At 69.5% G+C, this 25671-nt stretch carries 29 protein-coding genes, 1 tRNA gene and 1 riboswitch; of the genes, 10 read left to right on the plus strand and 20 right to left on the minus strand.

Annotation, left to right across the window (positions count from 1 at the left end; translation table 11 throughout):
• Positions 1-15: 15 nt before the first annotated feature.
• From ACIRG6_RS04490 to ACIRG6_RS04500, 3 genes are read right to left on the minus strand one after another with little or no spacing between them, the layout of a single operon-like run.
• Positions 16-1011: an ABC transporter ATP-binding protein gene (locus ACIRG6_RS04490; RefSeq protein ID WP_364674863.1), complete on the minus strand. Its 996-nt coding sequence runs from the start codon at positions 1009-1011 to the stop codon at positions 16-18.
• Between the two features lie 5 nt (positions 1012-1016).
• Positions 1017-1889: an ABC transporter permease gene (locus ACIRG6_RS04495; RefSeq protein ID WP_403320658.1), complete on the minus strand. Its 873-nt coding sequence runs from the start codon at positions 1887-1889 to the stop codon at positions 1017-1019.
• Positions 1882-2688 carry an ABC transporter permease gene (locus ACIRG6_RS04500; RefSeq protein WP_318213025.1) on the minus strand — a complete coding sequence of 269 codons (807 nt, stop codon included), beginning with the start codon at positions 2686-2688 and terminating at the stop codon, positions 1882-1884. Before ACIRG6_RS04500 ends, ACIRG6_RS04495 begins: the two co-directional genes overlap by 8 nt.
• 235 nt (positions 2689-2923) lie before the next feature.
• Between ACIRG6_RS04500 and ACIRG6_RS04505 the strand changes: the two genes are divergently transcribed.
• Positions 2924-5290, plus strand: coding sequence for a transglycosylase domain-containing protein (locus ACIRG6_RS04505; protein ID WP_403320659.1), 2367 nt, complete (start codon positions 2924-2926; stop codon positions 5288-5290).
• 13 nt (positions 5291-5303) lie between these two features.
• Here ACIRG6_RS04505 and ACIRG6_RS04510 read toward each other — a convergent pair whose 3' ends face one another.
• The 3 genes from ACIRG6_RS04510 to ACIRG6_RS04520 form a co-directional block, all read right to left on the minus strand.
• Complete coding sequence (locus ACIRG6_RS04510; protein WP_318213027.1) at positions 5304-5624, minus strand: DMT family transporter; 321 nt, start codon at positions 5622-5624, stop codon at positions 5304-5306.
• A 31-nt stretch (positions 5625-5655) separates the two neighbouring features.
• Positions 5656-5722, minus strand: a riboswitch (guanidine-III (ykkC-III) riboswitch).
• 49 nt (positions 5723-5771) lie between these two features.
• A complete protein-coding gene (locus tag ACIRG6_RS04515; RefSeq protein ID WP_189230979.1) occupies positions 5772-6128 on the minus strand; it encodes a GroES family chaperonin in 357 nt (118 codons plus the stop codon).
• A 24-nt stretch (positions 6129-6152) separates the two neighbouring features.
• On the minus strand, positions 6153-6482 hold the full coding sequence (locus ACIRG6_RS04520) for a DUF3618 domain-containing protein (RefSeq protein ID WP_189230980.1): 330 nt from the start codon (positions 6480-6482) through the stop codon (positions 6153-6155).
• 93 nt (positions 6483-6575) lie between these two features.
• Here ACIRG6_RS04520 and bcp point away from each other — a divergent pair, with 93 nt between their 5' ends.
• From bcp to ACIRG6_RS04535, 3 genes are all read left to right on the plus strand, one after another.
• The gene (bcp, locus tag ACIRG6_RS04525) at positions 6576-7043 is read left to right on the plus strand and encodes a thioredoxin-dependent thiol peroxidase (RefSeq protein WP_239766352.1); all 468 of its coding nucleotides are present in this window, start codon (positions 6576-6578) and stop codon (positions 7041-7043) included.
• A 134-nt stretch (positions 7044-7177) separates the two neighbouring features.
• Positions 7178-8200: an HNH endonuclease gene (locus tag ACIRG6_RS04530; RefSeq protein WP_403320662.1), complete on the plus strand. Its 1023-nt coding sequence runs from the start codon at positions 7178-7180 to the stop codon at positions 8198-8200.
• 54 nt (positions 8201-8254) lie between these two features.
• Positions 8255-8338: transfer RNA gene (locus ACIRG6_RS04535), tRNA-Leu, on the plus strand.
• A gap of 53 nt (positions 8339-8391) precedes the next feature.
• On the opposite strand, the gene rdgB is transcribed toward ACIRG6_RS04535, so the two are convergent.
• From rdgB to ACIRG6_RS04555, 4 genes are all read right to left on the minus strand, one after another.
• A complete protein-coding gene (gene rdgB / locus ACIRG6_RS04540) occupies positions 8392-8994 on the minus strand; it encodes an RdgB/HAM1 family non-canonical purine NTP pyrophosphatase (protein ID WP_403320664.1) in 603 nt (200 codons plus the stop codon).
• A 46-nt stretch (positions 8995-9040) separates the two neighbouring features.
• Positions 9041-9448 (minus strand): hypothetical protein, encoded by a 408-nt coding sequence (locus ACIRG6_RS04545; protein ID WP_350720680.1) that lies wholly within the window; start codon positions 9446-9448, stop codon positions 9041-9043.
• A gap of 152 nt (positions 9449-9600) precedes the next feature.
• Positions 9601-10338, minus strand: coding sequence for a ribonuclease PH (gene rph, locus ACIRG6_RS04550; RefSeq protein ID WP_318213032.1), 738 nt, complete (start codon positions 10336-10338; stop codon positions 9601-9603).
• Positions 10339-10413: 75 nt separating this feature from the next.
• Entirely contained in the window at positions 10414-10647 is a 234-nt protein-coding gene (locus ACIRG6_RS04555; RefSeq protein ID WP_071383815.1) for a glucose PTS transporter subunit EIIB, read from the minus strand.
• 159 nt (positions 10648-10806) lie between these two features.
• Here ACIRG6_RS04555 and ACIRG6_RS04560 point away from each other — a divergent pair, with 159 nt between their 5' ends.
• Positions 10807-12102: a PTS transporter subunit EIIC gene (locus ACIRG6_RS04560; protein WP_364674881.1), complete on the plus strand. Its 1296-nt coding sequence runs from the start codon at positions 10807-10809 to the stop codon at positions 12100-12102.
• 226 nt (positions 12103-12328) lie between these two features.
• Entirely contained in the window at positions 12329-13579 is a 1251-nt protein-coding gene (locus tag ACIRG6_RS04565) for a PTS transporter subunit EIIC (RefSeq protein ID WP_189230988.1), read from the plus strand.
• A 91-nt stretch (positions 13580-13670) separates the two neighbouring features.
• Here ACIRG6_RS04565 and ACIRG6_RS04570 read toward each other — a convergent pair whose 3' ends face one another.
• On the minus strand, positions 13671-14423 hold the full coding sequence (locus tag ACIRG6_RS04570) for an MBL fold metallo-hydrolase (RefSeq protein WP_364674884.1): 753 nt from the start codon (positions 14421-14423) through the stop codon (positions 13671-13673).
• A gap of 204 nt (positions 14424-14627) precedes the next feature.
• Between ACIRG6_RS04570 and ACIRG6_RS04575 the strand changes: the two genes are divergently transcribed.
• A complete protein-coding gene (locus tag ACIRG6_RS04575) occupies positions 14628-15086 on the plus strand; it encodes a type II toxin-antitoxin system PemK/MazF family toxin (protein WP_403320667.1) in 459 nt (152 codons plus the stop codon).
• A 4-nt stretch (positions 15087-15090) separates the two neighbouring features.
• Here ACIRG6_RS04575 and ACIRG6_RS04580 read toward each other — a convergent pair whose 3' ends face one another.
• The 7 genes from ACIRG6_RS04580 to clpS form a co-directional block, all read right to left on the minus strand.
• Positions 15091-16041 carry a PLP-dependent cysteine synthase family protein gene (locus ACIRG6_RS04580; RefSeq protein WP_239766341.1) on the minus strand — a complete coding sequence of 317 codons (951 nt, stop codon included), beginning with the start codon at positions 16039-16041 and terminating at the stop codon, positions 15091-15093.
• A 5-nt stretch (positions 16042-16046) separates the two neighbouring features.
• The gene (locus tag ACIRG6_RS04585; RefSeq protein ID WP_239766340.1) at positions 16047-16334 is read right to left on the minus strand and encodes a MoaD/ThiS family protein; all 288 of its coding nucleotides are present in this window, start codon (positions 16332-16334) and stop codon (positions 16047-16049) included.
• A 99-nt stretch (positions 16335-16433) separates the two neighbouring features.
• Entirely contained in the window at positions 16434-16529 is a 96-nt protein-coding gene (locus ACIRG6_RS04590) for a putative leader peptide (RefSeq protein ID WP_019065921.1), read from the minus strand.
• Positions 16530-16608: 79 nt separating this feature from the next.
• Positions 16609-17031 carry a M67 family metallopeptidase gene (locus ACIRG6_RS04595; RefSeq protein ID WP_364674891.1) on the minus strand — a complete coding sequence of 141 codons (423 nt, stop codon included), beginning with the start codon at positions 17029-17031 and terminating at the stop codon, positions 16609-16611.
• A 169-nt stretch (positions 17032-17200) separates the two neighbouring features.
• Complete coding sequence (locus ACIRG6_RS04600) at positions 17201-18628, minus strand: amino acid permease (RefSeq protein ID WP_403320670.1); 1428 nt, start codon at positions 18626-18628, stop codon at positions 17201-17203.
• 351 nt (positions 18629-18979) lie between these two features.
• Complete coding sequence (locus ACIRG6_RS04605; protein ID WP_365021217.1) at positions 18980-19594, minus strand: DUF2017 domain-containing protein; 615 nt, start codon at positions 19592-19594, stop codon at positions 18980-18982.
• 41 nt (positions 19595-19635) lie between these two features.
• Positions 19636-19953: an ATP-dependent Clp protease adapter ClpS gene (gene clpS / locus ACIRG6_RS04610; RefSeq protein WP_003975895.1), complete on the minus strand. Its 318-nt coding sequence runs from the start codon at positions 19951-19953 to the stop codon at positions 19636-19638.
• A gap of 178 nt (positions 19954-20131) precedes the next feature.
• Between clpS and ACIRG6_RS04615 the strand changes: the two genes are divergently transcribed.
• The gene (locus ACIRG6_RS04615; protein WP_364674900.1) at positions 20132-21478 is read left to right on the plus strand and encodes a nicotinate phosphoribosyltransferase; all 1347 of its coding nucleotides are present in this window, start codon (positions 20132-20134) and stop codon (positions 21476-21478) included.
• Positions 21479-21571: 93 nt separating this feature from the next.
• Positions 21572-22159, plus strand: a complete 588-nt coding sequence (locus ACIRG6_RS04620) for a nicotinamidase (RefSeq protein WP_350722564.1) — start codon at positions 21572-21574, stop codon at positions 22157-22159.
• A 9-nt stretch (positions 22160-22168) separates the two neighbouring features.
• On the opposite strand, the gene ACIRG6_RS04625 is transcribed toward ACIRG6_RS04620, so the two are convergent.
• Together ACIRG6_RS04625 and ACIRG6_RS04630 are read right to left on the minus strand one after the other, a co-directional pair.
• Complete coding sequence (locus tag ACIRG6_RS04625; protein ID WP_239766333.1) at positions 22169-22495, minus strand: hypothetical protein; 327 nt, start codon at positions 22493-22495, stop codon at positions 22169-22171.
• Positions 22496-22629: 134 nt separating this feature from the next.
• Positions 22630-24981 (minus strand): immune inhibitor A domain-containing protein, encoded by a 2352-nt coding sequence (locus tag ACIRG6_RS04630; RefSeq protein WP_403320673.1) that lies wholly within the window; start codon positions 24979-24981, stop codon positions 22630-22632.
• A gap of 396 nt (positions 24982-25377) precedes the next feature.
• Here ACIRG6_RS04630 and ACIRG6_RS04635 point away from each other — a divergent pair, with 396 nt between their 5' ends.
• Positions 25378-25662 (plus strand): hypothetical protein, encoded by a 285-nt coding sequence (locus ACIRG6_RS04635; RefSeq protein WP_374210375.1) that lies wholly within the window; start codon positions 25378-25380, stop codon positions 25660-25662.
• Positions 25663-25671: the final 9 nt, after the last annotated feature.

Consider the following 25671-nt stretch of genomic DNA (forward strand, 5'->3'; position numbering starts at 1 on the left):
TGACCCCGCCGGGCACTACGCGCTCGCCCGTTCCGCATAGATCTTGGCGATCACCGCTTCGATGTCCGGCTCCCGCACCGAGAGGTCCACCAGCGGATACCGGGCCGCGATGTCCGCCACCAGCCCCGCGGCCGACGCCGACGCGGGGAACGCCAGCCACTGGCGCGGCCCCTCCACCCGCACCACCCGCGCGGGCGCCGGCGCCTCGATCGGCGGCAACTCCCGCTCCAGGTCCACCACCAGGGTCCGCTCGCTCTCCCCCGCCTCGTGCAGCCCGGCCAACGGACCGTCGTACATCAGCCGCCCGTGGTCGATGACCATCACCCGGGAACACAACTGCTCGATGTCCTGCAGATCGTGCGTGGTCAGCAGCACCGTCGTACCGCGCTCCGCGTTCAACTCCCGCAGAAACCCCCGCACCTTGGCCTTCGACACCACGTCCAGGCCGATCGTCGGCTCGTCCAGGTACAGCACGTCCGGGTCGTGCAGCAGCGCCGCCGCGATGTCACCGCGCATCCGCTGCCCCAGCGACAGCTGCCGCACCGGCACGTCCAGCAGGGACTCCAGCTGGAGCAGCTCCACGCAGCGCTCCAGGTTCGCCCGGTACCGCGCGTCCGGGATCCGGTACATCCGGTGCATCAGCCGGTAGGAGTCGATCAGCGGCAGATCCCACCACAGCGTCGTCCGCTGCCCGAACACCACCCCGATGCGGTGCGCCAGCCGCGTCCGCTCCCGTGACGGGTCGATGCCCGCCACCCGCAGCCGCCCGCCGCTCGGCGTCAGGATGCCGGTGAGCATCTTGATCGTCGTCGACTTCCCGGCACCGTTCGGCCCGATGTAGCCGACCATCTCGCCCCGCGCCACGGTGAACGACAGCCCGTCCACCGCCCGCACCTCGCACCGCTCCCGCTTCAGGAACCCGGTCTTCCTGCGCACGTCGAAGACCTTCTCGACACCCTCCAGCTCGATGAAGCCCGCACCGGATCCCCCGGCGCCGCCGCTGATGTCCATCTCCGCTAACTCCCTGTACTCCGGTACGAACGCAGCCCCGCCCGCCACGCCGCCCCCGCGAGCGCACAGCAGGCCACGGCCACCAGCGGCGGCGTGAACGCCACCCACCCGGGCAGGGCCAGCGGATACGGCCGCTCCAGCACATAGCTCGCCGGCAGCCAGTTGACGAACGCCAGCGGCACCACGAACGTCACCCCCCGCACCAGCTCCTGCGCGAACACCGTCGGCGGGTACTGCAGCATCGTCGTACCGCCGTACGTGAAGGCGTTCGACACCTCCGAGGCGTCCTGCGCCACGAACTGGAAGGCCGCCGCCGCCACGAACACCGCGCCGAAGATCCCCGCGCCGCTGAGCAGCATCACCGGCATCAGCAGCAGCTTCGCCGCCGACCAGTCGATGTCCAGCACCACCAGCGCGTAACCCAGCACCAGCGCGCCCTGCGTCACCCGGCCCAGCCGGCGCAGCGCGAACCGGTCCGCGGCCACCTGCGCCAGCACCGGCGCCGGACGCACCAGCAGCGTGTCCAGCGTGCCGTCCCGCACCCGCCGCCCCAGCCGCTCCATCGAACCGACCGCCAGGTCGGCCAGCCCGAAGGCGACCCCGGACAGCCCGTACAGGAACGCCACCTCGGGCAGCGAGTAACCGCCCAGCGCGTCGACCCGGGAGAACATCAGCAGGATCGCCACGAAGTCCAGCGTCGTCACCGCGAAGTTCGCGAACGTCGTCAGCGCGAAAGACGCCCGGTACGCCATCGTCGACCGGATCCACATCCCCGCGATCAGCCCGTACGCACGCAAACCCGCGACGACCCGGCCACCCCGCCCCGCCCCCGCCTCCGCGTCCGCGCGCACGTCCGCGTCCGCCACCGTCTCAGCCACCCTGCACCACCACCCGCCGCGTCGCCGCCGACTGCACCAGCCGCCCCACCGCCAGCAGCGCCACCGCCCACCCGGCCTGGAAGACGAAGGTCCCCAGAGGATCCGCCTCCCCCAGCAGCACATCGGCCGGCGCCTGGAGCAGCGACGACCACGGGAGCACCCGCACGACCTCGCCGAGCGCCCCCGGGAACACGTTCAGCGGCAGCAGCATCCCCGAGCAGAACAGCCCCAGGATCCACGCCATCTGCGCCACCCCCGTGCCGTCCAGCAGCCAGAACGCCGACAACGCCACCAGGTAGCGCAGCGCGAAACCCACCAGCATCGCCAGCCCCACCGCCACCAGGAACGCCAGCCACGCGGACACCTCCCGCGGCAGCGCCACCGGAAAGAACAGCGACCCGAACACGAACGGCACCACCCCGCGCCCCAGCAACTGGAACAGCGCCCGACCCGCGTCCGCCGCCAGCCACCACAGCTGAAGATCGGCCGGCCGGTACAGATCGACGGCGATGTCACCCGAACGGATGCGCTCCATCAACTCGGTCTCGACACCGCCGCCACCGATCGCCAACGCCGCCAGCAGGGCCTGCCCCAGCCACACGAACGTGACCGCCTGCGCCTGGTCATAGCCCCCGAGCTGCGGTTTCTCGTCCCACAGGGCCAGATAGGTGTACACCAGGACCAGCCCGAAGACCGTGTTCGTGAACACCCCGGCGGCGGTGGCCGCCCGATACGTCGCGTACCGTCTGAATCCCCCCACAGCGACGGCCGCGTACAACCGTCCCGAACCCACGCCCACAGCCCTCACCTCCGCACGGCCGCAAAGCGCAGGAGCCTAGTACGACGGCAACGGGGCACACCACGGAATTACCGGGGCACGGTTCGGAATCCCGGACGACGGCACCCAATTTCACGGGTGTGCCACAGAGCGGGAACGGAACGCCCGGTGCGAGAGTCTTCAACAGAGGGCGCAGAAGCGCACAAGGCCGTACGAGACCAAACCGTACGACGCGAAACAGGAGTCCGTGCACGAGATGAGCGACGAGCCGCAGCAGCCTGACCAGGGCTCGGAACCGGGAACGGCGACGCCGAACAAGCCGAAGAGGCCCAAGCGGACCGGATGGCGCCGGCTGATTCCCACCTGGCGCATGACGCTGGCCGCCTTCGTCGTCGGCGTCCTGCTGGTGATCGGCGGCTTCTTCCTCGGCTACTCGCTGGTCCAGATCCCGTCGTCGGCCAACGCCCTCGCCACCCAGCAGAGCAACGTCTACCTGTACGCCGACGGCAGCGTCCTCGCCCGCGACGGCGAGATCAACCGCGAGAACGTCGGCCTCGCCCGGATCTCCAAGGACGCCCAGCACGCCGTCCTCGCCGCCGAGGACCGCGACTTCTACACCGAGTCCGCCATCGACCCCATGGCGATGATCCGGGCCGGCTGGAACACCGCCACCGGCAAGGGCAAGCAGTCCGGCTCCACGATCACCCAGCAGTACGTCAAGAACTACTACCTGGCACAGGAGCAGACCGTCTCCCGCAAGGTGAAGGAGTTCTTCATCTCGATCAAGCTCGACCGGCAGAAGAGCAAGAGCGAGATCCTCGAGGGCTACCTCAACACCAGCTTCTTCGGCCGCGGCGCCTACGGCATCCAGGCCGCCGCCCAGGCCTACTACGGCATCGACGCCACCGAACTCACCGCCGCCCAGGGCGCCTACCTCGCCTCCCTGCTCAACGCGCCCAGCGAGTACGACGTCGTCGCCCACCCGGAGAACAAGGCCGCCGCCGAGGCCCGCTGGAACTACGTGCTGGACGGCATGGTCAAGATGAAGTGGCTCGACCAGGCCGAACGCGCCGGACTGACGTTCCCGACGCCGAAGCGGACCACCGTCTCCACCGGCATGTCCGGACAGCGCGGCTACGTCGTCCGCATCGTCAAGGACTACCTGATCAAGAACGGCATCGTCGACGAGGAAGACCTCGACCGCGGCGGCTACCGCATCACCACCACCCTCCAGAAGGACAAGCAGGACGCCTTCGTCAAGGCCGTCGACGACAAGCTGATGTCCGAACTGGACAAGGACCGCAAGGTCGACACCTACGTCCGCGCCGGCGGCGCCTCCGTCGACCCGAAGACCGGCAAGGTCGTGGCGATGTACAACGGCATCGACTACGTCAAGCAGTACACGCCCAACGCCACCCGCCGAGACTTCCAGGTCGGCTCCACCTTCAAGCCCTTCGTCTTCACCGCGGCCGTCGAGAACCACTCCGACACCCAGGACGGCCGCATGATCAACCCGAACACGATCTACGAAGGCGACAGCGAACGCCCCGTCGAGGGCTGGAGCGGCACCCACTACGCCCCCGAGAACGAGGACCACCGCGACTACGGCGGCATCACCGTCCGCGAAGCCACCGACAAGTCCGTGAACGCCGTGTACGCGCAGATGGCCGTCGACGTCGGCCCCGGCAAGGTCAAGGAGACCGCGGTCGACCTCGGACTGGCCGCCGACACCCCGGAGATGCCGGAGGGCCCCGCCATCGCCCTCGGCACCGCCACCGCCAGCCCCCTCGACATGGCCCAGGCCTACGCCACCCTCGCCAACCACGGCCGGCACGCCCCGTACACCCTGGTCGAGAAGGTCATGAAGGACGGCAAGCACGAAGTGGAGCTGCCCGAGCGACGCGAGAGCCAGGCCGTCAGCCGCGAGGCCGCCGACACCACCACGTCCGTGCTGCGCAGCGTCGTACAGAACGGCACCGCCACCGCCGCCCAGGGCGCCGGCCGCCCCGCCGCCGGCAAGACCGGCACCGCCGAGGAGGACACGGCCGCCTGGTTCGCCGGCTACACCCCCGACCTCGCCACCGTCGTCGCCGTCATGGGCCAGGACCCGGTCACCGCCGCCCACAAGTCCCTGTACGGCGTCATGGGCCTCGACCGCATCAACGGCGGCGGGGCGCCCGCCGAGATCTGGGCCCAGTACACCCGTAACGCCCTGAAGGGCGAGCCCGTCAGCGCCTTCGACCTCCAGCTCCAGGCGGGCGCCGACGTCACCGCGCCCCCCTCCGCCGACCCCTCCCACGACACCGGCACCGGCGACGAGTCCGACGGCGGCACGGGCGACGAGGACGGCACCGACGGCCCGGAGACCCACACCGCCACCCCGGGCGAGAACGGCGGCGCCAGCACCGACCCGGGCCGCACCGGCGGCGACGGCGCCCCCTCGACCGGCGGCCCCACCGGCGGCGGCGCCAGCACCGAACCCGGCCCCACCGGCGGCGGGGACGGAGACGGGAACAACGGCGCCGGCGGCACCGGCGACGGCGCCACGGGCGGAGCGGGCGGCGGAGAGACGGACACCGGCGGATTCGTCGGCGGCCTCCCCGCCACCCCGCGGGACGAATGACCCCCGCGCCGGGTCAGTGACCCGAGGTCGCCTTCAGCCCCACCACGGCGACCAGCAGCAGACAGATGAAGAAGATCCGGGCGGCGGTCGCCGGCTCACCCAGCACCATCATGCCGAGCACCGCCGCCCCGGCCGCACCGATCCCCACCCACACGCCGTAGGCGGTACCGATGGGCAGCGTCCGGGCGGCGTACGACAGCAGCACCATGCTGGCCACGATCCCGGCGCCGGTGAACAGACTCGGCACGAGCCGGGTGAAACCGTCGGTGTACTTCATCCCGATCGACCAGCCGACCTCGAGCAGACCGGCGACGACAAGCAGAACCCACGCCATGACAGGCACCTCCGTGGAGCGAACTGAACGGGGTGCGTCGTCTTTTCCTTCAACCCGGTACGGCGCGTCTCGTCGGGATGCCTCCAAGGTAGCAAAGACAGCACGAAGGGGCTGGTGACACTGGTCACCAGCCCCTTCGCGACCGCTCTACAGGTACAGCCCGGTCGAGTCCTCCGACCCCTCGAACCGGTCCGCGGCCACGGCGTGCAGGTCACGCTCGCGCATGAGCACGTACGCGGTCCCCCGCACCTCGACCTCCGCACGGTCCTCCGGGTCGTACAGCACCCGGTCGCCGGGCTCCACCGTCCGCACGTTCTGGCCCACCGCGACGACCTCGGCCCAGGCCAGCCGCTTGCCGACCGCCGCCGTGGCGGGGATCAGAATGCCGCCCCCGGAACGCCGCTCGCCCTCGCTGGTGTCCTGCCGCACGAGTACACGGTCGTGCAGCATCCGGATGGGCAGCTTGTCGTCGGGGGAACTGTGCTCGTTTCTCTTGGCGCTCACGCCCTGAAACCTACCTGCCCCGCCTCAGCCCTTGCGCCGCCGGGTACCGAGGGTGAGCAGCCCCACCACTCCGACCACGACGAGCGCCACGGGCACGACGCGCTCCAGACGCGGCGAGCCCTCCTCGTCCACGAACTGCGACTTCACATCGCTGACCACACGATTGACCTGGACGTACGCCCGTCCGAGTGTGTGATCGACGCTGGAAGCGACCTTGGCCTTCGCATCGCCCATGATCGTCTTCGGGTGTACCCGCACCCCGATCTCGTCGAGCGTCTCGGCCAGCACCTCGCGGCGGCGCTTGATGTCCGCCTCGATCTGCGCCGGGGTTCTGATGTCCGACGTGTCCGCCACCGTACGGCCTCCGAAGTCTGCTGACGCTGTTCCGGACAGTCTGTCAGCTACTCACTGCTCTGCACTGTCAGGACCCCCGGTTACGCTGGATCGATGAGCGAGCGACTGCAGCCGGGGGACCCGGCCCCCGCCTTCACCCTCCCGGACGCCGACGGCAACGAGGTGTCCCTGGCCGACCACAAGGGCCGCAAGGTCATCGTCTACTTCTACCCTGCGGCGCTTACCCCCGGGTGCACGAAGCAGGCGTGCGACTTCACGGACAACCTGGAGCTGCTGGCCGCCGCCGGCTACGACGTGCTCGGCATCTCCCCCGACAAGCCGGAGAAGCTCGCCAAGTTCCGCGACACGGAGTCCCTCAAGGTCACGCTCCTCGCCGACCCGGACAAGAAGGTCCTCGACGCGTACGGCGCCTTCGGCGAGAAGAAGAACTACGGCAAGACCTACATGGGCGTCATCCGCTCCACGATCGTCGTGGACGAGGAGGGCAAGGTCGAACGGGCCCTGTACAACGTCCGCGCGACGGGCCACGTGGCCAAGATCATCAAGGACCTGGGCATCTGAGGATTCCCCGCGGGGCCCGTACCGGCGTTACCCGGTACGGGCCCTTCCGCATGCCGCGCGTGACGGTCCGATAAACGGTTCGTTACTCCGTACGAGGCCACGAACGGGTGACCGAGAACGGAGGGGCGGACAGGATGCTGGAGATTCCGGAACCCACGCCATCGGGCGCTTACGACAGGAAACGACTCGCGTGCGCCGTCGCCGAGGCTCGCAATTGGACAGACCTGATGCGACGACTCGGCCTCAAGGTGAGCGGCGGCCAGCGGCGGGTGCTCCAGGAAAAGGTCGCGGGCCACGGGTTGGACACGAGTCACTTCGTCAAGCGCAGCCCGTGGCGCAAGTACCCTGACGCCGCCATTGCCGAGGCCGTCGTCTCGGCGTCTTCGCTACGGGAGGTGGCACTGAAGCTGGGAGCGACCCCGGCGACTGGAACCCTGACCCACATTCGGCACCGCATCAATGCCGCAGGAATTGATATCAGCCACTTTCCCGGCATCGACCGGCCCGAGCCCGAAATGCCCTTCACTTCCGATGAACTCCGTACAGCCGCGGCAGCGGCGACCAGCGTGCGCGGTGTCGCCCGTGCGCTGGGCGTGCCGGACGACAGTCGCTCGCGCGCCGTCCTGCGCCGCATGATGAACGCTCAGGGCATCGACACTAGCCACTTCTCACACCGTCGTCTCCACATCGTCGAGGAGCAGCTTCGCGATCTTGTGCCGCACTGCACGAGCTACGCGGACGTCATGCGCGGGCTCGGCCTGGAGGTCAATGACGTCAACCATCGGCGCGTCCGACGGGCGGCGGCGCGTCTGGGGCTGGCCACTGACCACTTCGAGCGCCGCGCCTGGGGACGAACCGAGCCGCCCGCCCCGGAGCCCACCGCCCACCGCGTGCTCGTCGTCCGCCCGACTCACACAGGGCGCACCAACCGAGCCCAGCTCCATAGGGCTTTGGCCGAGATCGGGGTGCCGTACGCCTGCGAGCAATGCGGCAACACCGGTGAATGGCTCGGCCATCCCATCACTCTGCAGATCGACCACGTCAATGGAAACTGGCGGGACAATCGCCGGGAGAACCTGCGATACCTGTGCCCCAACTGCCACGCCCTCACGGAGACCTGGTGTCGGCAAAAGGGCAAGACACCCCTCGTCCAGTGAGCTGAGGGGGAGGCGCAAGGCGACGCGCTTCTCCCGGTACGATGGCAGGCGCCAGCGGCGGTGGCGCAATGGCGACGCAGCAGACTTAGGATCTGTGGCCCTTGATCGGGCTTGAGGGTTCGAATCCCTTCCGCCGCACACTCACGGCCTGCGAATCGAAGGATGATCCGCAGGCCGTTGTGGTGCGGACCTCAGCCGAGCAGCTCCCGTACCACCGGTACCAGGGCACGGAAGGCCTTGCCGCGGTGGCTGATGGCGTTTTTTTCCGCTGCCGTCAGTTCCGCGCAGGTGCGGGTCTCGCCGTCCGGCTGGAGGATCGGGTCGTAGCCGAAGCCGCCCGTGCCCGCGGGGGTGTGGCGGAGGGTGCCGCGGAGTTGGCCCTCGACCACGCGTTCCCTGCCGTCGGGCAGTGCCAGGGCCGCCGCGCAGGCGAAGTGCGCGCCCCGGTGTTCGTCCGCGATGTCGCCGATCTGGGCGAGGAGGAGGTCCAGGTTGGCCTTGTCGTCGCCGTGGCGGCCGGCCCAGCGGGCGGAGAAGATGCCGGGGGCGCCGTTCAGGACGTCGACGCAGAGGCCGGAGTCGTCGGCGACGGCGGGGAGGCCGGTGGCCTGCGCGAGGGCGTGGGCCTTGAGGAGGGCGTTCTCGGCGAAGGTGACGCCGGTTTCCTTGACGTCGGGGATCTCCGGATAGGCGTCCGCGCCGACGAGCTCGTGGGGCAGGCCCGCGTCGGCGAGGATGGCCCTCAGTTCGGTGATCTTTCCGGCGTTGCGGGTGGCGAGGATCAGGCGGGTCATGGGGCCCAGTATTCCGGACCCCGCCTCCGGTTCGACCGGGCCCTCCCTACGGCGTGCAGACCTTCGTCAGTTCGCCGGCCGCGTCGGTGACGGGGCTGATGTCGGGGGTGTTGTCGCCGTTCCTCACGGAGGTGCGGATGTTGTCCACGGCCTTGCCGAGGTCCTCGACCGCCTTGTTGACGTCGGCGTTGTCGGTGCGGTCGCCGATCTTGTCGAGGTCCTTGTCTATGGAGTCGAGGGATTCCTCGAGTTGCGTCGGGTCGTTGGACGCGTTCTCCACGGCCTGCTGGAGCGCGGTGACGCTGTCGGCTATGGCGTCGGCGGTCTGGACACAGTCGAGTGCCTTGTCGACGGCGTCGCAGCCGGTGGTCAGGCCCACGGTCAGGGCGGCGGTCGCCAGGGCTGCGGCGGCGTATGCGGTGCGGCGACGGCGGCTGCGTCGGGTCGCGGCCATGGGTCTCGGTCCTCCCCTTGGGACAGGGCCGGGCGGCCCGTGTGCGGGTGCTGTGCCGGGCGTACGGCGATGGGGCCGTACGCCCGTACTGCCGAAGACGCCGCGGCGGGCGGTCGAGTTGCGCGGCGGGCGTCGTTTTCTTGGCGTCCTCTTTACCGTTCGAGGACGGTGTCGAGCGCCTTGCGCTGGAGGTCGGCCAGTTCGGTGCAGCCGGCGGCGGCGAGGTCGAGGAGGGCGTTGAGTTCGTCGCGGGCGAAGGGTTCGGCCTCGGCGGTGCCCTGGACCTCGACGAAGCGGCCGTCGCCGGTGCAGACGACGTTCATGTCGGTGTCGGCGCGGACGTCCTCCTCGTAGCGGAGGTCGAGGAGGGGGGTGCCGCCGACGATGCCGACGGAGACGGCGGAGACGGTGCCGATGAGGGGCTTGCGGCCGGCCTTGATCAGCTTCTTGCCCTGGGCCCAGCCGATGGCGTCGGCCAGCGCGACGTAGGCGCCGGTGATGGCCGCGGTGCGGGTGCCGCCGTCGGCCTGGAGGACGTCGCAGTCGAGGACGATGGTGTTCTCGCCGAGCGCCTTGTAGTCGATGACCGCGCGCAGGGAGCGGCCGATGAGGCGGCTGATCTCGTGGGTGCGGCCGCCGATGCGGCCCTTGACCGATTCGCGGTCGCCGCGGGTGTTGGTGGCGCGGGGCAGCATGGCGTACTCGGCGGTGACCCAGCCTTCGCCGCTGCCCTTGCGCCAGCGCGGGACGCCTTCGGTGACGGAGGCGGTGCAGAGGACCTTGGTGTCGCCGAAGGAGACGAGGACGGAGCCTTCGGCGTGCTTGCTCCAGCCGCGTTCGATGGTGACGGGGCGGAGCTGTTGGGGGGTGCGGCCGTCGATTCGTGACATGCGGGTGAGCCTAGCGGCCCATGCGGAAGGGGCCTGTCCCGCAGTGGGAAAGGCCCCTTGCCGGTGAGCGGGTGCTCACATCATGTCTTCGATCTCCGCGGCGATCGGGTCGGCGTCGGTGCCGATGACGACCTGGATGGCGGTGCCCATCTTGACGACGCCGTGGGCGCCGGCGGCCTTCAGGGCGGCCTCGTCGACCTTGGAAGCGTCGTGGACCTCGGTGCGGAGGCGGGTGATGCAGCCTTCGATCTCGTCGATGTTGTCGATGCCGCCGAGGCCGGCGACGATCTTCTCAGCCTTGCTGGCCATGTTCCTTCTCCCTGATCCGAACCGCTTTTGTCGCAGTAACCCACAGTCGGCTCAGCTTCGCGAGCGGTCATGCGGTGGGTACCGAATGATGGCGTCACGACAGCGGAACCGTCCCGCAACTGGTCTACACCAGTGTACCGGCGACCGGATGGAGACCGGATGAGTGCCGACAGTGCGGTCAGTCCTGCGCGTGCCCGCTGGAACAAGACCTTCCAGGGTCTGCAGAAGATGGGTCGCAGTCTTCAGCTGCCCATCGCGGTCCTGCCCGCCGCGGGCATTCTCAACCGGCTGGGGCAGCCGGACGTGTTCGGGGACGACGGCCTGGGCTGGACGAACGTCTCGAAGGTGATGACGGGCGCGGGCGGCGCCCTGCTGGACGGTTCGCTGGGGCTGCCGCTGCTGTTCTGCATCGGCGTGGCCATCGGGATGGCGAAGAAGGCGGACGGTTCGACGGCGCTGGCGGCGGTGGCGGGGTTCCTCGTCTACTTCAACGTGCTGCGGCAGTTCCCGGAGGACTGCCCGGAGGGGTCGAAGGCGGTCCCGCAGGTCGGCTGTCAGGTGACCGACGGGGCGGGCACGGTGACGGCGTTCGTCTTCCAGAATCCGGGGGTGTTCGGCGGCATCGTGATGGGGCTGCTGTCGGCGTACTTCTGGCAGCGGTTCCACCGGACGAAGCTGGTGGACTGGCTGGGGTTCTTCAACGGCCGGCGGCTGGTGCCGATCATCATGGCGTTCGTGGCGATCGTGTTCGCGGCGCTGTGTCTGTGGGTGTGGCCGCCGATCGGCGACGCGCTGGAGAGTTTCAGTGACTGGCTGAACGGGATCGGCTCGTGGGGTGCGGGCGTGTTCGGGCTGGCGAACCGGGCGCTGCTGGTGATCGGGCTGCATCAGTTCCTGAACGTGCCGATGTGGTTCCAGTTCGGCAGTTTCACGAAGCCGGACGGCACGGTGGTGCACGGCGACATCAACATGTTCCTCGCCGGGGACCCGGACGCGGGTCAGTTCACGTCGGGGTTCTTCCCGATCATGATGTTCGCGCTGCCGGCCGCCGCGCTGGCCATCACGCACTGCGCGAAGCCGCACCGCCGCAAGGAGGTCGGCGGTCTGATGCTGTCGGTGGCGCTGACGTCGTTCGTGACGGGCATCACCGAGCCGCTGGAGTACTCGTTCCTGTTCGTCGCGCCGGCGCTGTACGCGGTGCACGCGGTGCTGACGGGTGTGTCCATGGCGGTGACGTGGGCGCTGGGGGTGCACGACGGGTTCAGCTTCTCGGCGGGGCTGATCGACTACGTCATCAACTGGAACCTGGCGACCCGGCCGTGGCTGATCATTCCGATCGGTCTGTGTTTCGCGGTGGTGTACTACGTGGTTTTCCGGTTCGCGATCACGAAGTTCGATCTGACGACTCCGGGCCGGGAGCCGGAGGACGAGGTCGAGGACGTCACCAAGGTATAGACCTCACGTACCCTTAGGGTGTGGTCTCGCGAAGGCCCCCGGGCTTCTGGTCCGGGGGCCTTCGGCGCGCTCCGGTGCGCTCTCCAGGGGGTCTGACCTGGGGTGCTCGATCGGCACTGCGCGTAGTGCCGCGGTAGCGGATTCGCGGGTTCCTTACGCGGCCTTCATCGTGCTACAACAGGTCTACACCACTCAGTGGTGTAGACCATCACCCGATGGAGGACTTATGAGCACCGCCACCGCAACGGCGGCCCCCGCAAAGAAGCGGGGACAGGGCCTTTTCCAGGGCCTGCAGAAGGTCGGCCGCAGCCTGCAGCTCCCGATCGCCGTACTGCCGGCAGCGGGCATCATGGTCCGGCTCGGCCAGGACGACATCTTCGGCAAGGACGGCCTCGGCTGGGACAAGGTCGCCGCCGTCTTCAACAACGCGGGCGGTGCCCTCACCGGCTCGCTGCCGATCCTGTTCTGCATAGGCGTGGCCATCGGCTTCGCCAAGAAGGCGGACGGCTCGACGGCCCTGGCCGCCGTGGTCGGCTTCCTCGTCTACAGCAAGGTCCTGGAGGCCTTCCCGGTCACCGAGGCGGTGGTGCAGAAGGGCGAGGACATCGCCGCGACGTACAACGACCCGGGTGTGCTCGGCGGCATCATCATGGGTCTGCTCTCCGCCGTGCTGTGGCAGCGGTTCCACCGCACCAAGCTGGTGGACTGGCTCGGCTTCTTCAACGGCCGCCGCCTGGTGCCGATCATCATGGCCTTCGTCGGCATCGTCGTCGGCGTCTTCTTCGGTCTGGTCTGGGAGCCCATCGGCACCGGCATCTCGAACTTCGGCGAGTGGATGACCGGCCTCGGCTCCGGCGGCGCCGCCCTGTTCGGCGGTGTGAACCGCGCGCTGATCCCGGTCGGCATGCACCAGTTCGTGAACACCGTGGCCTGGTTCCAGCTCGGCGACTTCACCAACTCCGCCGGTGAGGTCGTGCACGGCGACATCACCCGCTTCCTGGCCGGCGACCCGAACGCCGGACTGTTCCAGGCCGGGTTCTTCCCGATCATGATGTTCGGCCTGCCGGCCGCCGCGATCGCCATCGCCCACTGCGCGCGCCCGGAGCGCCGCAAGGCCGTCCTCGGCATGATGGTCTCGCTCGCCCTGACCTCGTTCGTCACCGGTGTGACCGAGCCGATCGAGTTCTCGTTCATGTTCATCGCGCCGGTCCTGTACGTGCTGCACGCGGTGCTGACGGCCATTTCGATGGCGGTGACCTGGGGCCTCGGGGTGCATGCCGGCTTCAACTTCTCGGCCGGCTTCATCGACTACGCCCTGAACTGGCATCTGGCGACCAAGCCATGGCTGATCATCCCGATCGGTCTGGTGTTCGCGGCGATCTACTACGTGACGTTCCGCTTCGCGATCATCAAGTTCAACCTCAAGACCCCGGGCCGCGAGCCCGAGGAGGAGGTCGAGGACCTCACGAAGGCGTGAGTCCCCGCCGCACAGCATGAGCACGGCATGACCGAGGCCCCCGGAGCCGCAGAGCTCCGGGGGCCTCGTCGCGTCCGCGCGGGCGTTCGCGTCAGATCTCGTACACCGCGCCCGCCGCCGCCACGTCCACCGGGCCGTCGTAGACCTCGCGGGCGTCGGCCAGGTTGATCCCCGGGTCGGTCCACGGCGGGATGTGGGTGAGGACCAGGCGGCGGGCACCCGCCCGGCTCGCGCTCTGACCCGCCTCGCGCCCGTTGAGGTGCAGGTCGGGGATGTTCTCCTTGCCGTGCGTGAAGGCGGCCTCGCACAGGAACAGGTCGGTGTCCCGGGCGAGTTCGTCCAGCACGGGGGTGGTGCCGGTGTCGCCGGAGTACGTCAGCGACCGGCCGCCGTGCTCGACGCGGATGGCGTAGGCCTCCACGGGGTGGGCGACGCGCTCGGTGTGCACGGTGAAGGGGCCGACCTCGAAGGTGGACGGCTTGACCGTGTGGAAGTCGAAGACCTCGCTCATGGAGGAGGCGGAGGGGGTGTCGGCGTAGGCGGTGGTGAGCCGGTGCTCGGTGCCCTCGGGTCCGTAGACGGGGAGGGGGTCGCAGCGGCCGCCGTCGTACCGGTAGTAGCGCGCCACGAAGTACGCGCACATGTCGATGCAGTGGTCGGCGTGCAGGTGGCTGAGGAAGATCGCGTCGAGGTCGTAGAGACCGCAGTGGCGCTGCAGCTCGCCGAGGGCGCCGTTGCCCAGGTCGAGGAGCAGCCGGAAGCCGTCGGCCTCGACGAGGTAGCTCGAGCAGGCCGATTCCGCGGACGGGAACGACCCCGAGCAGCCGACGACGGTGAGCTTCATGAAGCAGAAACCTCCGCTGGCGGATGTGGAGAGACGGGGGTCGTGCGGTCCGTCGAGCGTAAGGCGCAAAACCTCTGGTCGCTCCTCCGCCAGGGGCCGTTGTGGGCGAACTCACCTGTGGTGTCACCGGTTCGGCTGGAAGTGGGGCGCCCGGGGCCACTGAGGGGGCGCGCGGTGTGGGCGCGCGCCGGTAACGTCGTCGGTATGGACACGTCCTGGTGGCTCGCGCTCGCGGCGGTGGTGCTTCTCGCGCTCGTCGCCACGGTCGTCGACGGCTGGGGCGCGGGGCGGCGGCGGCCTGCGGGCAGCCGGCGTCCGCCGGGTCGTCCCCGGGGTCCGCGGGGCCGGGCGGTGCGGCCGCGGCCGGCGGAGATCTGGTGGGCGAACGTGCCCTACGAGGACGCCCGGGGCGGCAAGGACCGCCCGTGCCTGGTGATCGCGGTGCGCGGGCGGCACGTGCTGGTCGCGAAGATCACCAGCAGGTACCGGGAGGGGCGGGCCGGGGTGATCACGCTGCCGCCGGGGGCCGTCGGTGACGGGCGGGGGCGGACGAGCTTCCTGGAGACGGACGAGCTGCGCCGGGTCCCGCTGGGTGACTTCCGGCGCCGGGTGGGCGAGGTGGACCCGACCCTGTGGGACCAGGTGCGGCACCTCGCCCGGTGAGGCGTCAGGCCCAGAGCTGGCCCTGGAGGGTTGCGATGGCCTCTTCGGTGGTGGCGGCGGTGTAGACGCCGGTGGAGAGGTACTTCCAGCCGCCGTCGGCGACGACGAACACGATGTCCGCGCTCTCCCCCGCCTTGACCGCCTTCTTGCCGACGCCGATGGCGGCGTGCAGGGCGGCGCCGGTGGAGACGCCCGCGAAGATGCCCTCCTGCTGGAGGAGTTCACGGGTGCGGGTGACCGCGTCGGCCGAGCCCACCGAGAAGCGGGTGGTGAGCACGGAGGCGTCGTACAGCTCGGGCACGAAGCCCTCGTCGAGGTTGCGCAGGCCGTAGACCAGGTCGTCGTAGCGCGGTTCGGCGGCGACGATCTTCACGTCCGGCTTGTGCTCGCGCAGGTAGCGGCCGACGCCCATGAGGGTGCCGGTGGTGCCGAGGCCGGCCACGAAGTGGGTGACCGAGGGCAGGTCGGCGAGGATCTCCGGGCCGGTGCCGGCGTAGTGGGCGCCGGCGTTGTCCGGGTTGCCGTACTGGTACAGCATCACCCAGTCGGGGTGCTCGGCGGAGAGCTCCTTGGCGACCCGCACGGCGGTGTTGGAGCCGCCCGCGGCCGGGGAGGAGATGATCTCCGCGCCCCACATGGCGAGCAGGTCCCGGCGTTCCTGCGAGGTGTTCTCGGGCATCACGCAGACGATGCGGTAGCCCTTGAGCTTGGCGGCCATGGCCAGCGAAATGCCGGTGTTGCCGGAGGTGGGCTCGAGGATGGTGCAGCCGGGGGTGAGACGGCCGTCCTTCTCCGCCTGCTCGATCATGTGCAGGGCGGGGCGGTCCTTGATCGAGCCGGTCGGGTTGCGGTCCTCCAGCTTGGCCCAGATGCGGACGTCTTCGGACGGCGACAGCCGCGGCAGGCGCACCAGAGGGGTGTTGCCCACCGCGGCCAGCGGGGAGTCGTACCGCATCCCGATCAGGCCATACCGCCGGCGACGGCCGGCAGGATCGTGATGCTGTCGCCGTCGGCGAGCTTGGTGTTGATGCCGTCGAGGAAGCGGACGTCCTCGTCGTTCAGGTAGACGTTGACGAAGCGGCGCAGCTGGTCGCCGTTCGCCTTGTCGATGAGTCGGTCCTGAATGCCCGTGTGCCGGGTCTCGAGGTCGGCGAAGAGCTCGGTGAGGGTGTCCCCGTTGCCCTCCACCGCCTTCTGGCCGTCGGTGTACTGGCGGAGGATGGTCGGGATGCGGACCTCGATGGCCATGGCTGAGGGCTCCTGTCGGAAGGTGTCGTGGGTTCGTGGGGCGCGCGGCGGCACGCGGCGGCCCGCCGCGGCTCACGGCCGTACGGCGGCAGCGGAAGATCAACAGATGGCGCTGTTCAGCCTGCACAGGTCGACGTGCAGGCGCGCCACGAGCAGCGTGCCCGGCGCCTTGTCGCTCACGTCGAGAAGAACCATGGGCTCATCGTATCGATTCCCGGTCCGGCTTCCGGAGTGTGATCTCACCGTTCGGACAGTTTTCATCCGCAGTGCGAGATCAGTACGCCTCCACCACCTTGACCTCCTCCTCCGTGACCTCGCCCTCCACGATCCGGAACGAGCGGAACTGGAAGTCGCCGGCGTCGTCGGTGTCCGCGGTGGAGACGAGGACGTAGTGGGCGCCGGGTTCGTTGGCGTAGGTGATGTCGGTGCGGGAGGGGTAGGCCTCGGTGGCCGTGTGGGAGTGGTAGATGATCACCGGCTCCTCGTCGCGGTCGTCCATCTCGCGGTAGAGCTTGAGCAGGTCCTGCGAGTCGAACTCGTAGAAGGTGGGCGAGCGGGCGGCGTTGAGCATCGGGATGAACCGCTCGGCACGGCCGGCGCCCACGGGACCGGCCACCACGCCGCACGCCTCGTCGGGGTGGTCCTCGCGCGCGTGGGCGACGATCTGGTCGTACAGGGCCTGGGTGATGGTCAGCATGCGGCCAGCATAAGCAGAAGGGCCGACCCGTACCGGTGGGTGGTACGGATCGGCCCATATGCCGGACATCCTGAGCGGCGGCCCTGTCGGGGTGCCACGAGCAGCCCGTGCGGCCGGACGTCCGGGTGCGCACGAAGGCGCTGGTCGGCGGGGTTCGGCGGGGTGGCGGTCAGCCGACCTTCTCGAATTCCGGCTCGCCGTGGCGCTCGGTGATCTGCGGGTTGCGGGCCTTGAGCACGAACCAGCCGATGCCCAGGGCGACGGCCCAGCCCGCCATCACGTACAGACAGATCCGGGAGTCGGCGTCGTAGGCGATGAGGCCGGTGACGAAGAGCAGGAAGGCGATCGCGACGTAGGAGAAGACCGAGCCGCCCGGCGCCGGGAAGGACGAGGCGGGCAGGCGGCCCGCGACGACCTCGCGGCGGTAGCGGACGTGGCTGACCAGGATCATCAGCCAGGTCCAGATGCCGGCGGCGGTGGCGACGGAGGTGACGTAGCCGAAGGCCTTCTCCGGGACGATGTAGTTCAGCACGACGCCGATGCCCATGAAGACGACCGAGACCGTGATGCCGAACGCCGGGGTCTTGGTCGACGACAGCCGGCTGAAGACCTTGGGCGCCTCGCCGTTGTCCGCGAGGGTGCGCAGCATGCGGCCCGTGGAGTACATGCCGGAGTTGCAGGAGGACAGGGCGGCGGTGAGCACGACGAAGTTGACGATGCCGGCGCCGGCCGGGATGCCGATGACCGCGAAGGCCTCGACGAAGGGGCTGACGCCCTCGGCGAACTCGGTCCACTTCACCACGGCCAGGATGACGGTGAGGGCGCCGACGTAGAACAGCGCGATGCGCCAGGGCAGGGTGTTGATCGCCTTGGGGAGGGTCTTCTCCGGGTTCTCGGACTCGCCGGCGGTGACGCCGACCAGCTCGACGGCGAGGTAGGCGAACATGACGCCCTGGAGGGTCATCAGGGACGAGCCGATGCCCTTGGGGAAGAAGCCGTCGAACTCCCACAGGTTGGAGACGGCGGCGGTGTCGCCGGCCTGGCTGAAGCCGAGGGTGAGCACGCCGATGCCGATCACGATCATGCCGATGATGGCGGTGACCTTGACCATCGAGAACCAGAACTCGATCTCGCCGAAGAGCTTGACCGAGATCAGGTTGGCCGCGAAGAGCACGACCAGGAAGACCAGGGCGGAGACCCACTGCGGGATGTCCGGGAACCAGTAGTGGATGTAGATGGCGGCGGCGGTGAGCTCCGCCATGCCGGTGACCACCCACATCAGCCAGTACGTCCAGCCGGTGAAGTAGCCGAAGAAGGGGCCGAGGAACTCGCGTGAGTACTCGGCGAAGGAGCCCGAGACCGGCCGGTAGAGCAGGAGCTCGCCGAGCGCCCGCATGATGAAGAAGATGATCACACCCGCGAGGGCGTACATGAGGATGATGCTGGGGCCGGCCTTGGCGATGTTGGCCCCGGCTCCCAGGAAGAGGCCGACGCCGATGGCGCCGCCGATGGCGATCATCTGGACCTGACGGCTGCCGAGCCCGCGCTCGTACCCCTCTTCGGGGGCCTTCTCCGTGTCGACCTGCGCAGAGGTCATGTGTGGTGCGCCTTTCTCCATGCCGACCCGGGCCTGTCGTCGGCCTCGGATCGGGTCTCGATCCCCCCGGATGATGGAGCTGAGCGGGCCTCGCGTCCCGCTCGTGCCTGGCCGGCGGTCCGCCGGCTCGGTGGCGCACCCGGCCGAACATTCGGGTGGTGTTCGCCGGGCGGTCGTGAAGATTTACCACGGCCGCAGCACTGATCACAGGGGGCGCCTGTGATGTGTCACACAGGCAGAAGCGGACAAAAGGCACCTTGAGGGTGCAAAGAAGGGCGCGGCTTTGACGCGATCGTTATCCGGATTTGAGGCTCCGCTGAGCGGACGCGCGAGCCTCGCGATCGGGACCGATCAGGGCATAAGGGTGGTGACAAGCGTCTCCTGGAGCCCGCCGAGCCACAGATACGCCATGACCATCGGCTTGCGCGGGTCCTCGTCGGGCAGCCGGTAGAGCAGGTCGGAGTCGTCCTCGTCGGTGATCTCCAGCCGGGAGCCGATCGCCAGGCGCAGGTCGTTCAGGGCGCCCAGCCACTGCCGGGACTCGTCCGGCGACAGCTTCAGCACCGCACCGTCCTCGCCCGCCGACGCCGACGCGGACGCCAGGGCGTCCAGGGCGCGGATCACCGCGAGCGCGTTCTGGCGCTTGCCGGCGCGCAGGTCGTTCTCGGTGTAGCGGCGGAACTCGGCGGAGTGCTCCCGCTGCTCCTCGGCCTCCTTGGCCTGCGGGGTGCCCTCGGGGTCGCCGTAGGCGTCCGGGAAGAGGCGGCGCAGCACCGGGTCGGAGGGGGGCTCGCTGGGGCCCTCGGCGAAGAGCTCGGCGAGCGGGTCGTCGGAGGCGTTCTCGGCGGGGCCGGGGCCGATCAGCTCCAAGAGCTGGACCGCGAGCGAGCGGATGATGGAGATCTCGACGTCGTCGAGGGCGACGGCCGCGCCGCCGCCGGGGAGCGGTTCGAACTGTCCTGGCATGGAGGTGATTCAGCTGCTTCCGTCCTGCGGGCGGGCGTCGGTCATTTCCGGTCCTGCTGGAGGGTGGCCCACAGGCCGTAGCCGTGCATGGCCTGCACGTCCCGTTCCATCTCCTCGCGGCTGCCGCTGGAGACGACGGCCCGGCCCTTGTGGTGGACGTCCATCATGAGCTTGGTGGCCTTGTCCTTCGAGTAGCCGAAGTACGACTGGAAGACGTAGGTCACATAGCTCATGAGGTTGACGGGGTCGTTGTGCACGATCGTCACCCAGGGCACGTCGGGTTCGGGTACGGCGAAGACCTCCTCCGCCGACTCGGTCTTCTCGATCTCCATGGGTGCGGCTGCCGTCACACAGCCCATGCTGCCACCACAGGGGGGCACCCGCACAAACGGGCCTGTGCGTGCCGCCACCCGACCTTAAATCGTCAGACTGACGAAATGGGAGTACGATCCTTGCCATGCTGCACGCCCCGGGGGACGACCCCCGGACCCCCGGCCTGCCCGGGGGCGCCCGGAAAGTCATAGCTAGGAGAGTTCGGTGGACGTAGCGGACCTTGGGCTGCCGGTGGACGTTCCCTCGACGGCGCTCTTCACGGACCAGTACGAGCTGACCATGCTGCGAGCCGCCCTGAAGGCGGGCACGGCCGGACGGCGGAGTGTGTTCGAGGTCTTCACCAGGCGACTGCCGGACGGACGCCGCTACGGCGTCGTGGCGGGCACCGGACGGGTGCTGGACGCGGTGGAGAACTTCCGCTTCGACGCCGGCGTCCTGCGCTTCCTGCGCGAGAAGGACATCGTCGACGGCGAGACCCTGGACTGGCTCGCCGACTACCGCTTCAGCGGCGACATCTGGGGCTACCCGGAGGGCGAGGTGTACTTCCCCGGCTCGCCGATCATGCGGGTCGAGGGGACCTTCGGCGAGTGCGTGCTCCTGGAGACGGTGCTCCTGTCCATCCTCAACCACGACTCGGCGATCGCCGCCGCCGCCTCCCGCATGGCCTCCGCCGCCGGTGACCGGCCGCTGATCGAGATGGGCGCCCGCCGCACCCACGAGCTGGCCGCGGTGGCCGCCGCCCGCTCCGCCTACGTCGGCGGTTTCGCCACCACCTCCGACCTGGCCGCCGGGTTCCGCTACAACATCCCCACCGTCGGCACCTCCGCCCACGCCTTCACCCTGCTGCACGACACCGAGCGCGACGCCTTCCGCGCCCAGGTGGACGCCCTCGGCCGGGACACCACGCTGCTCGTGGACACCTACGACGTCGCCGAGGCCGTCCGCACGGCCGTGGAGGTGGCCGGGCCCGAACTGGGCGCCGTACGCATCGACTCCGGCGACCTGCTGCTGGTCGCGCACCGGGTGCGGCAGCAGCTGGACGAGCTGGGCGCCACCGAGACGAAGATCGTCGTCACCTCCGACCTGGACGAGTACGCCATCGCCTCGCTGGCGGCGGCGCCCGTGGACGCGTACGGCGTCGGCACCCAGCTGGTGACCGGCTCCGGGCACCCGACGGCCTCAATGGTCTACAAGCTCGTCGCGCGCGCCGAGTCGGGCGAGCCCGGGGCGCCGCTGGTGCCGGTGGCCAAGAAGTCCACCGGCGGCAAGACCTCCATCGGCGGCCGCAAGTGGGCCGCCCGGCGCCTGGACTCCTACGGCTACGCGGAGGCCGAGGTCGTGGGCACCGGTCCGGTCCCCGCGGGCCTCGCCGACCGGCAGCTCCTGGTCCAGCTGGTCAAGGGTGGCGAGGTCGTCGCCCGTGAGCCGCTGGACGTCGCCCGGGACCGGCACGCCGCCGCCCGCGCCAACCTGCCGCTGTCCGCGACCCAGCTCTCCCGGGGGGAACCCGTCATTCCGACGGAGTACGTGCACGGAGGGTCGGGTAACTAAAGCTGGTGCGCCGCGAAAAGGACCGCACCGCCCGCCCCTCCTCGTCCCCCGTGCCCCCACCGACCTAGCCGCCCCAGTCGAAGGACACCGACCATGCGCCGCGCCTTGATCGTCGTAGACGTGCAGAACGACTTCTGCGAGGGAGGCAGCCTCGCGGTGACCGGCGGTGCCGACGTGGCCGCCGCCATCACCGAGCTGATCGGGCAGGCGCCCGCCGGCTACCGCCACGTCGTGGCCACCCGCGACCACCACATAGCGCCGGGCGGCCACTTCGCCGACAACCCCGACTACGTCCACTCCTGGCCGGCGCACTGCGTCGCCGGCACGGAGGGAGTCGGCTTCCACCCGAACTTCGCCCCCGCCGTCGCCTCCGGCGCCATCGACGCCGTCTTCGACAAGGGGGCGTACTCGGCGGCCTACAGCGGCTTCGAGGGCGCCGACGAGAACGGCACGACGCTCGCCGACTGGCTGCGCGCCCGGCAGATCGACGAGGTCGACGTCGTCGGCATCGCCACGGACCACTGCGTCCGGGCCACCGCCCTGGACGCCGCCCGGGAGGGCTTCCGTACGCAGGTGCTCCTCGACCTGACCGCCGGAGTCGCCCCGGAGACGACCGAGCGGGCGCTGGAGGAGCTGCGGGAGGCGGGCGTGGAGCTGTCGGGCAAGCCCGTCGTCCAGTAGGCGGCTCGCCTAGGCCTGGGCCGTCGGGCGCCTGAGCAGCGCCCGGATCGGGTGCCACAGCTCCTGGACGAGGGCCCCGCCCACGGGAGCCGTGCGCCATATCAGGCCGTCGGGGTGGTGCAGGACCGCCGTGATCTCGTCCGGGGTGGGCGGTGCCGCGTTGCCCCGCAGGTAGACCGCGCGCAGTCCCAGGTTGCGCAGCCTGGTCAGGGCGCGCGCCCGGTTGTGGGCGTGGACGAGTACGCGCACGTTGCCTCCGGCGGCGGCGGGGCTGGGCAGGTTCAGTGCCACCACCACCGTGCCGTTCGGCAGCTTGCAGAAGCCTCCTGCGGCCATGCGGTCATACCCCCGTGTCGGTCGGTGCGGGTTCCGGTGTCAATAAGCGAGCCACAGGACGCACCTAAACACGGATCGGCGGCGACCCGCCAGGGGGTCGCCGCCGATCATGCGCTGACCTGCGCAGATACTATTTACCTACCTGCGGAGCCCACCTCGAGCTCGATCGTCGAGCCGTTCTTGGCCTCCTTGAGGATCTTGATCTGGGTGTTGGTGTCAGTGATCTTGACACCACCGGTCGGGTTCGCCGGGTCGTAGTAGGTGTTCTTGCGGTCGTTGAAGACCGAGACGCCCTTCGAGCCCGGGAAGTACTTCGCGACGTCCGCCTTGTGCAGCGTGATGGCGTCCGTGCGGTAGAGGCTGAACGGCGAGTCGTACGCCTGGATGCGGTTGCGCAGCAGGGTGCCGTCCTTCCACGTCATCGCCGTCGGGTGCGAGTCGATCGGCAGGACCAGGCCGGTGCCGGGGTGCTGGCTGGTGTTGTTGTCCGCCTGGGAGGTGTCCCACTTCCAGATCAGCAGGCCGTTCTGGTACGGGTAGTGCTCCACCCAGTCCGGACGGGCCGTGGAGCCGAAGTTGTACGGACCGGTCTCCAGCGTCTTGTCGTACGACACGTACTGCCGGTTCTCGGCGATGTAGTACTGCGCGTAGTCCTTGGTGAAGGACGCGCCCTGACGGGTGAAGCCCTTCGCGGTCCACGCGGCGTCCGCGGTCTCGGCGTCGTCGGAGAAGAGCGCCGCGCCGTCGGCCGTCACCGTGATCTCGTCGGCGGTGAAGCCCTTCATGGCCAGACCGCCGTCGGTCTGGTAGCGGAAGCGGAGGTCGATCTTCTTGCCGGCGTACGCGTCCAGCGGGTAGACGAGCTTGCCGTAGGCGTCGACGGAGGCGCTCAGGGCCGGCTTGTCGCTGCCGTCGCGCTCGATCGGCCGGCCGTCGAACGTGCCGTCCAGGGCCGTCCAGTTGGCGCCGCCGTCGGTGGACACCTCGGTGTAGAGGTAGTCGTAGTTGGCCTCGATGTCGTACCAGGCGTCGAGGGTGAGGGCGGCCGACGTCTTCCCGGTGAGGTCGACGCTGCGGGTCAGCGTGTTCTTGAGGTCGTCACCGCTGCCGCTCCACCACTGGGTCTGGCCCTGCGCGGGGGGAACGATCTCGGTGGTGACCGCCTTCTTCGGCAGCTCGACGACCAGACCCTGCTTGTGCTTGGTGTTGTACTCGGCCACGCCCAGCTTGTGCCAGGAGCTGACGCCCGCCTTGGCGGTGTCGTAGTTCAGCCACCCGAGCTGGAGCTTGTCCCAGGCGTTCATGTCGCCGGGCAGGTCGCCGATCTCGTTGCGGCCGGTGCCGAGCCAGGAGCCGGACGACATGAGCGTCCAGAAGCCGGTGGAGTTGTCGCCGCCGGCGGTGTCGTAGTGGTCCGGCAGGCCGAGGTCGTGGCCGTACTCGTGGGCGTAGACGCCGAGTCCGCCGTTCTCCGGCTGGATGGTGTAGTCGCCGACCCAGATGCCGGTGGAGCCGATCTGCGCGCCGCCGAGCTTGTTCTCGGACGGGCCGGTGGCGCCGGCGTCGGTGCCGAAGGCGTACCAGCGGTGGGCCCAGATCGCGTCGGTGCCCTGGACGCCGCCGCCCGCGGACTCGTCCTCGCCGGCGTGCACGATCTGGAAGTGGTCGATGTAGCCGTCCGGCTCGTTGAAGTCGCCGTCGCCGTCGAAGTCGTAGCGGTCCCACTCGTCGAAGCGGGCGACGTCGGCCTTGATCTGGGCGTCGGTGCGGCCGGCCGCCTTCTGCTGGGCGACCCAGGCGTTCAGACCGTCGCTGACGACGTTCCACACGCTCGGGCAGTTGGTGTCGCCGCAGGCGTTGTTGCCGTAACGGGCCTCGTTGTACGGGACCTTGACCCAGTCGGACACCTCGCCGTCGACCGAGTAGCGGCCCGAGGACTGCTTCTCGTAGTACGTCTTGACCGAGTTGACGCCCGTGCCGGAGCCGAAGTAGAGGTCCTGGAAGTGCTGCTGGTTGTAGTCCTCCTGCCAGGCCGTGGAGTTGTCCGTCTTGCGGTTCGGCTTGGCTATCTGGTTGTGCAGCGGGCCCGCTTCGCCGCCGTAGCGGCTGTCGGTCTTGTCGCCGAACTCGACCAGGATGGTGAAGATCTTGTCGGTCTTCTCCCGGCCCAGCTCGACGTACTTGGCGTCGCCCTTCTTGCTCTTGAGCTGGACGACGTTGGAGCCGTCCTTCTTCTTCACCGAGGCCTTGCCGGCGATGACCTGGTTCAGCGCCTCCTGACGCTGGGCCTCCTGGGTCTTGCTGAGGGGGCCGTCGAGGTCGTGCGAGTCCATACCCTTGGCCGGGTGGGGGTCGTTGCCCTCCGCGGCTGCCGGGCGGATGGGCGCGTCCGCGTACGCCACAGTGGCGGCGGAGAGTGTGGCGCCCGCCGCGGCGAGCGCGACGGCGGTGGCCGCCGTTCTGAACGTCCAGGATCTGCTGGTCACTTGAGTTCCTCCCCCGCGTCCACGCGCGCGGATCGGGGGACCCAGGACATGGCAAAGTCCGCGCACACGTGATCAACGCGTGTAGTCAAGTGACGACATTTGACTAGAGGTTCGCGGGAAAAGACAGACCTTGACTTGAGCAGAACAAGTGCACTATGCGGAGTCGTCGTTCGCTTTACGGACACCGTCCAGGCCCGCGGGCGCGTGGGAGGGGCCCCGCGTCCGACTCCATGAATCCGTGCGCCCCCCGTGCATCTGCCCTGTCGGTTAGGTCACGCTTACTGTTTGTTCCACTCGGGCACACAGCCCGTTAGAGTCGGTTGGCGGAACGCCCGGGGTCGGCGGAAAGCCAGGCTGACAGCCGGTCTTACCCACAGATTGCCTTCCGAGGACACGATGGCCATGCCCCGTCCGACTGCCGCCCAGTTCGCCTACGGTTCGTGCACCGTGATCGTCTCGACGCTCGCCATGCTGCTGCTGTCACGGACGAGTTCGGGTCCGGGAGTCGCGGTCATCGCCGTCGCCGCCCTCGCCCTCGGACTGCTGGTCGCCGTGACGGTGCCGCTGCCGAGGACCCGCCCGGTGGCCGCCGTGCGGCCCGCGGCGGCCGAGGAACCGGTGCCGGCCGCCTCCCGGGTCCACGCGGGGGCCGGCGAGTCGGTGCGGGGCCGGGCCGCCTGACCGCGGGCC

Origin of the sequence: Streptomyces flaveolus, assembly GCF_044765825.1 — a bacterium.
In the GTDB taxonomy this organism is placed as follows: domain Bacteria; phylum Actinomycetota; class Actinomycetes; order Streptomycetales; family Streptomycetaceae; genus Streptomyces; species Streptomyces flaveolus.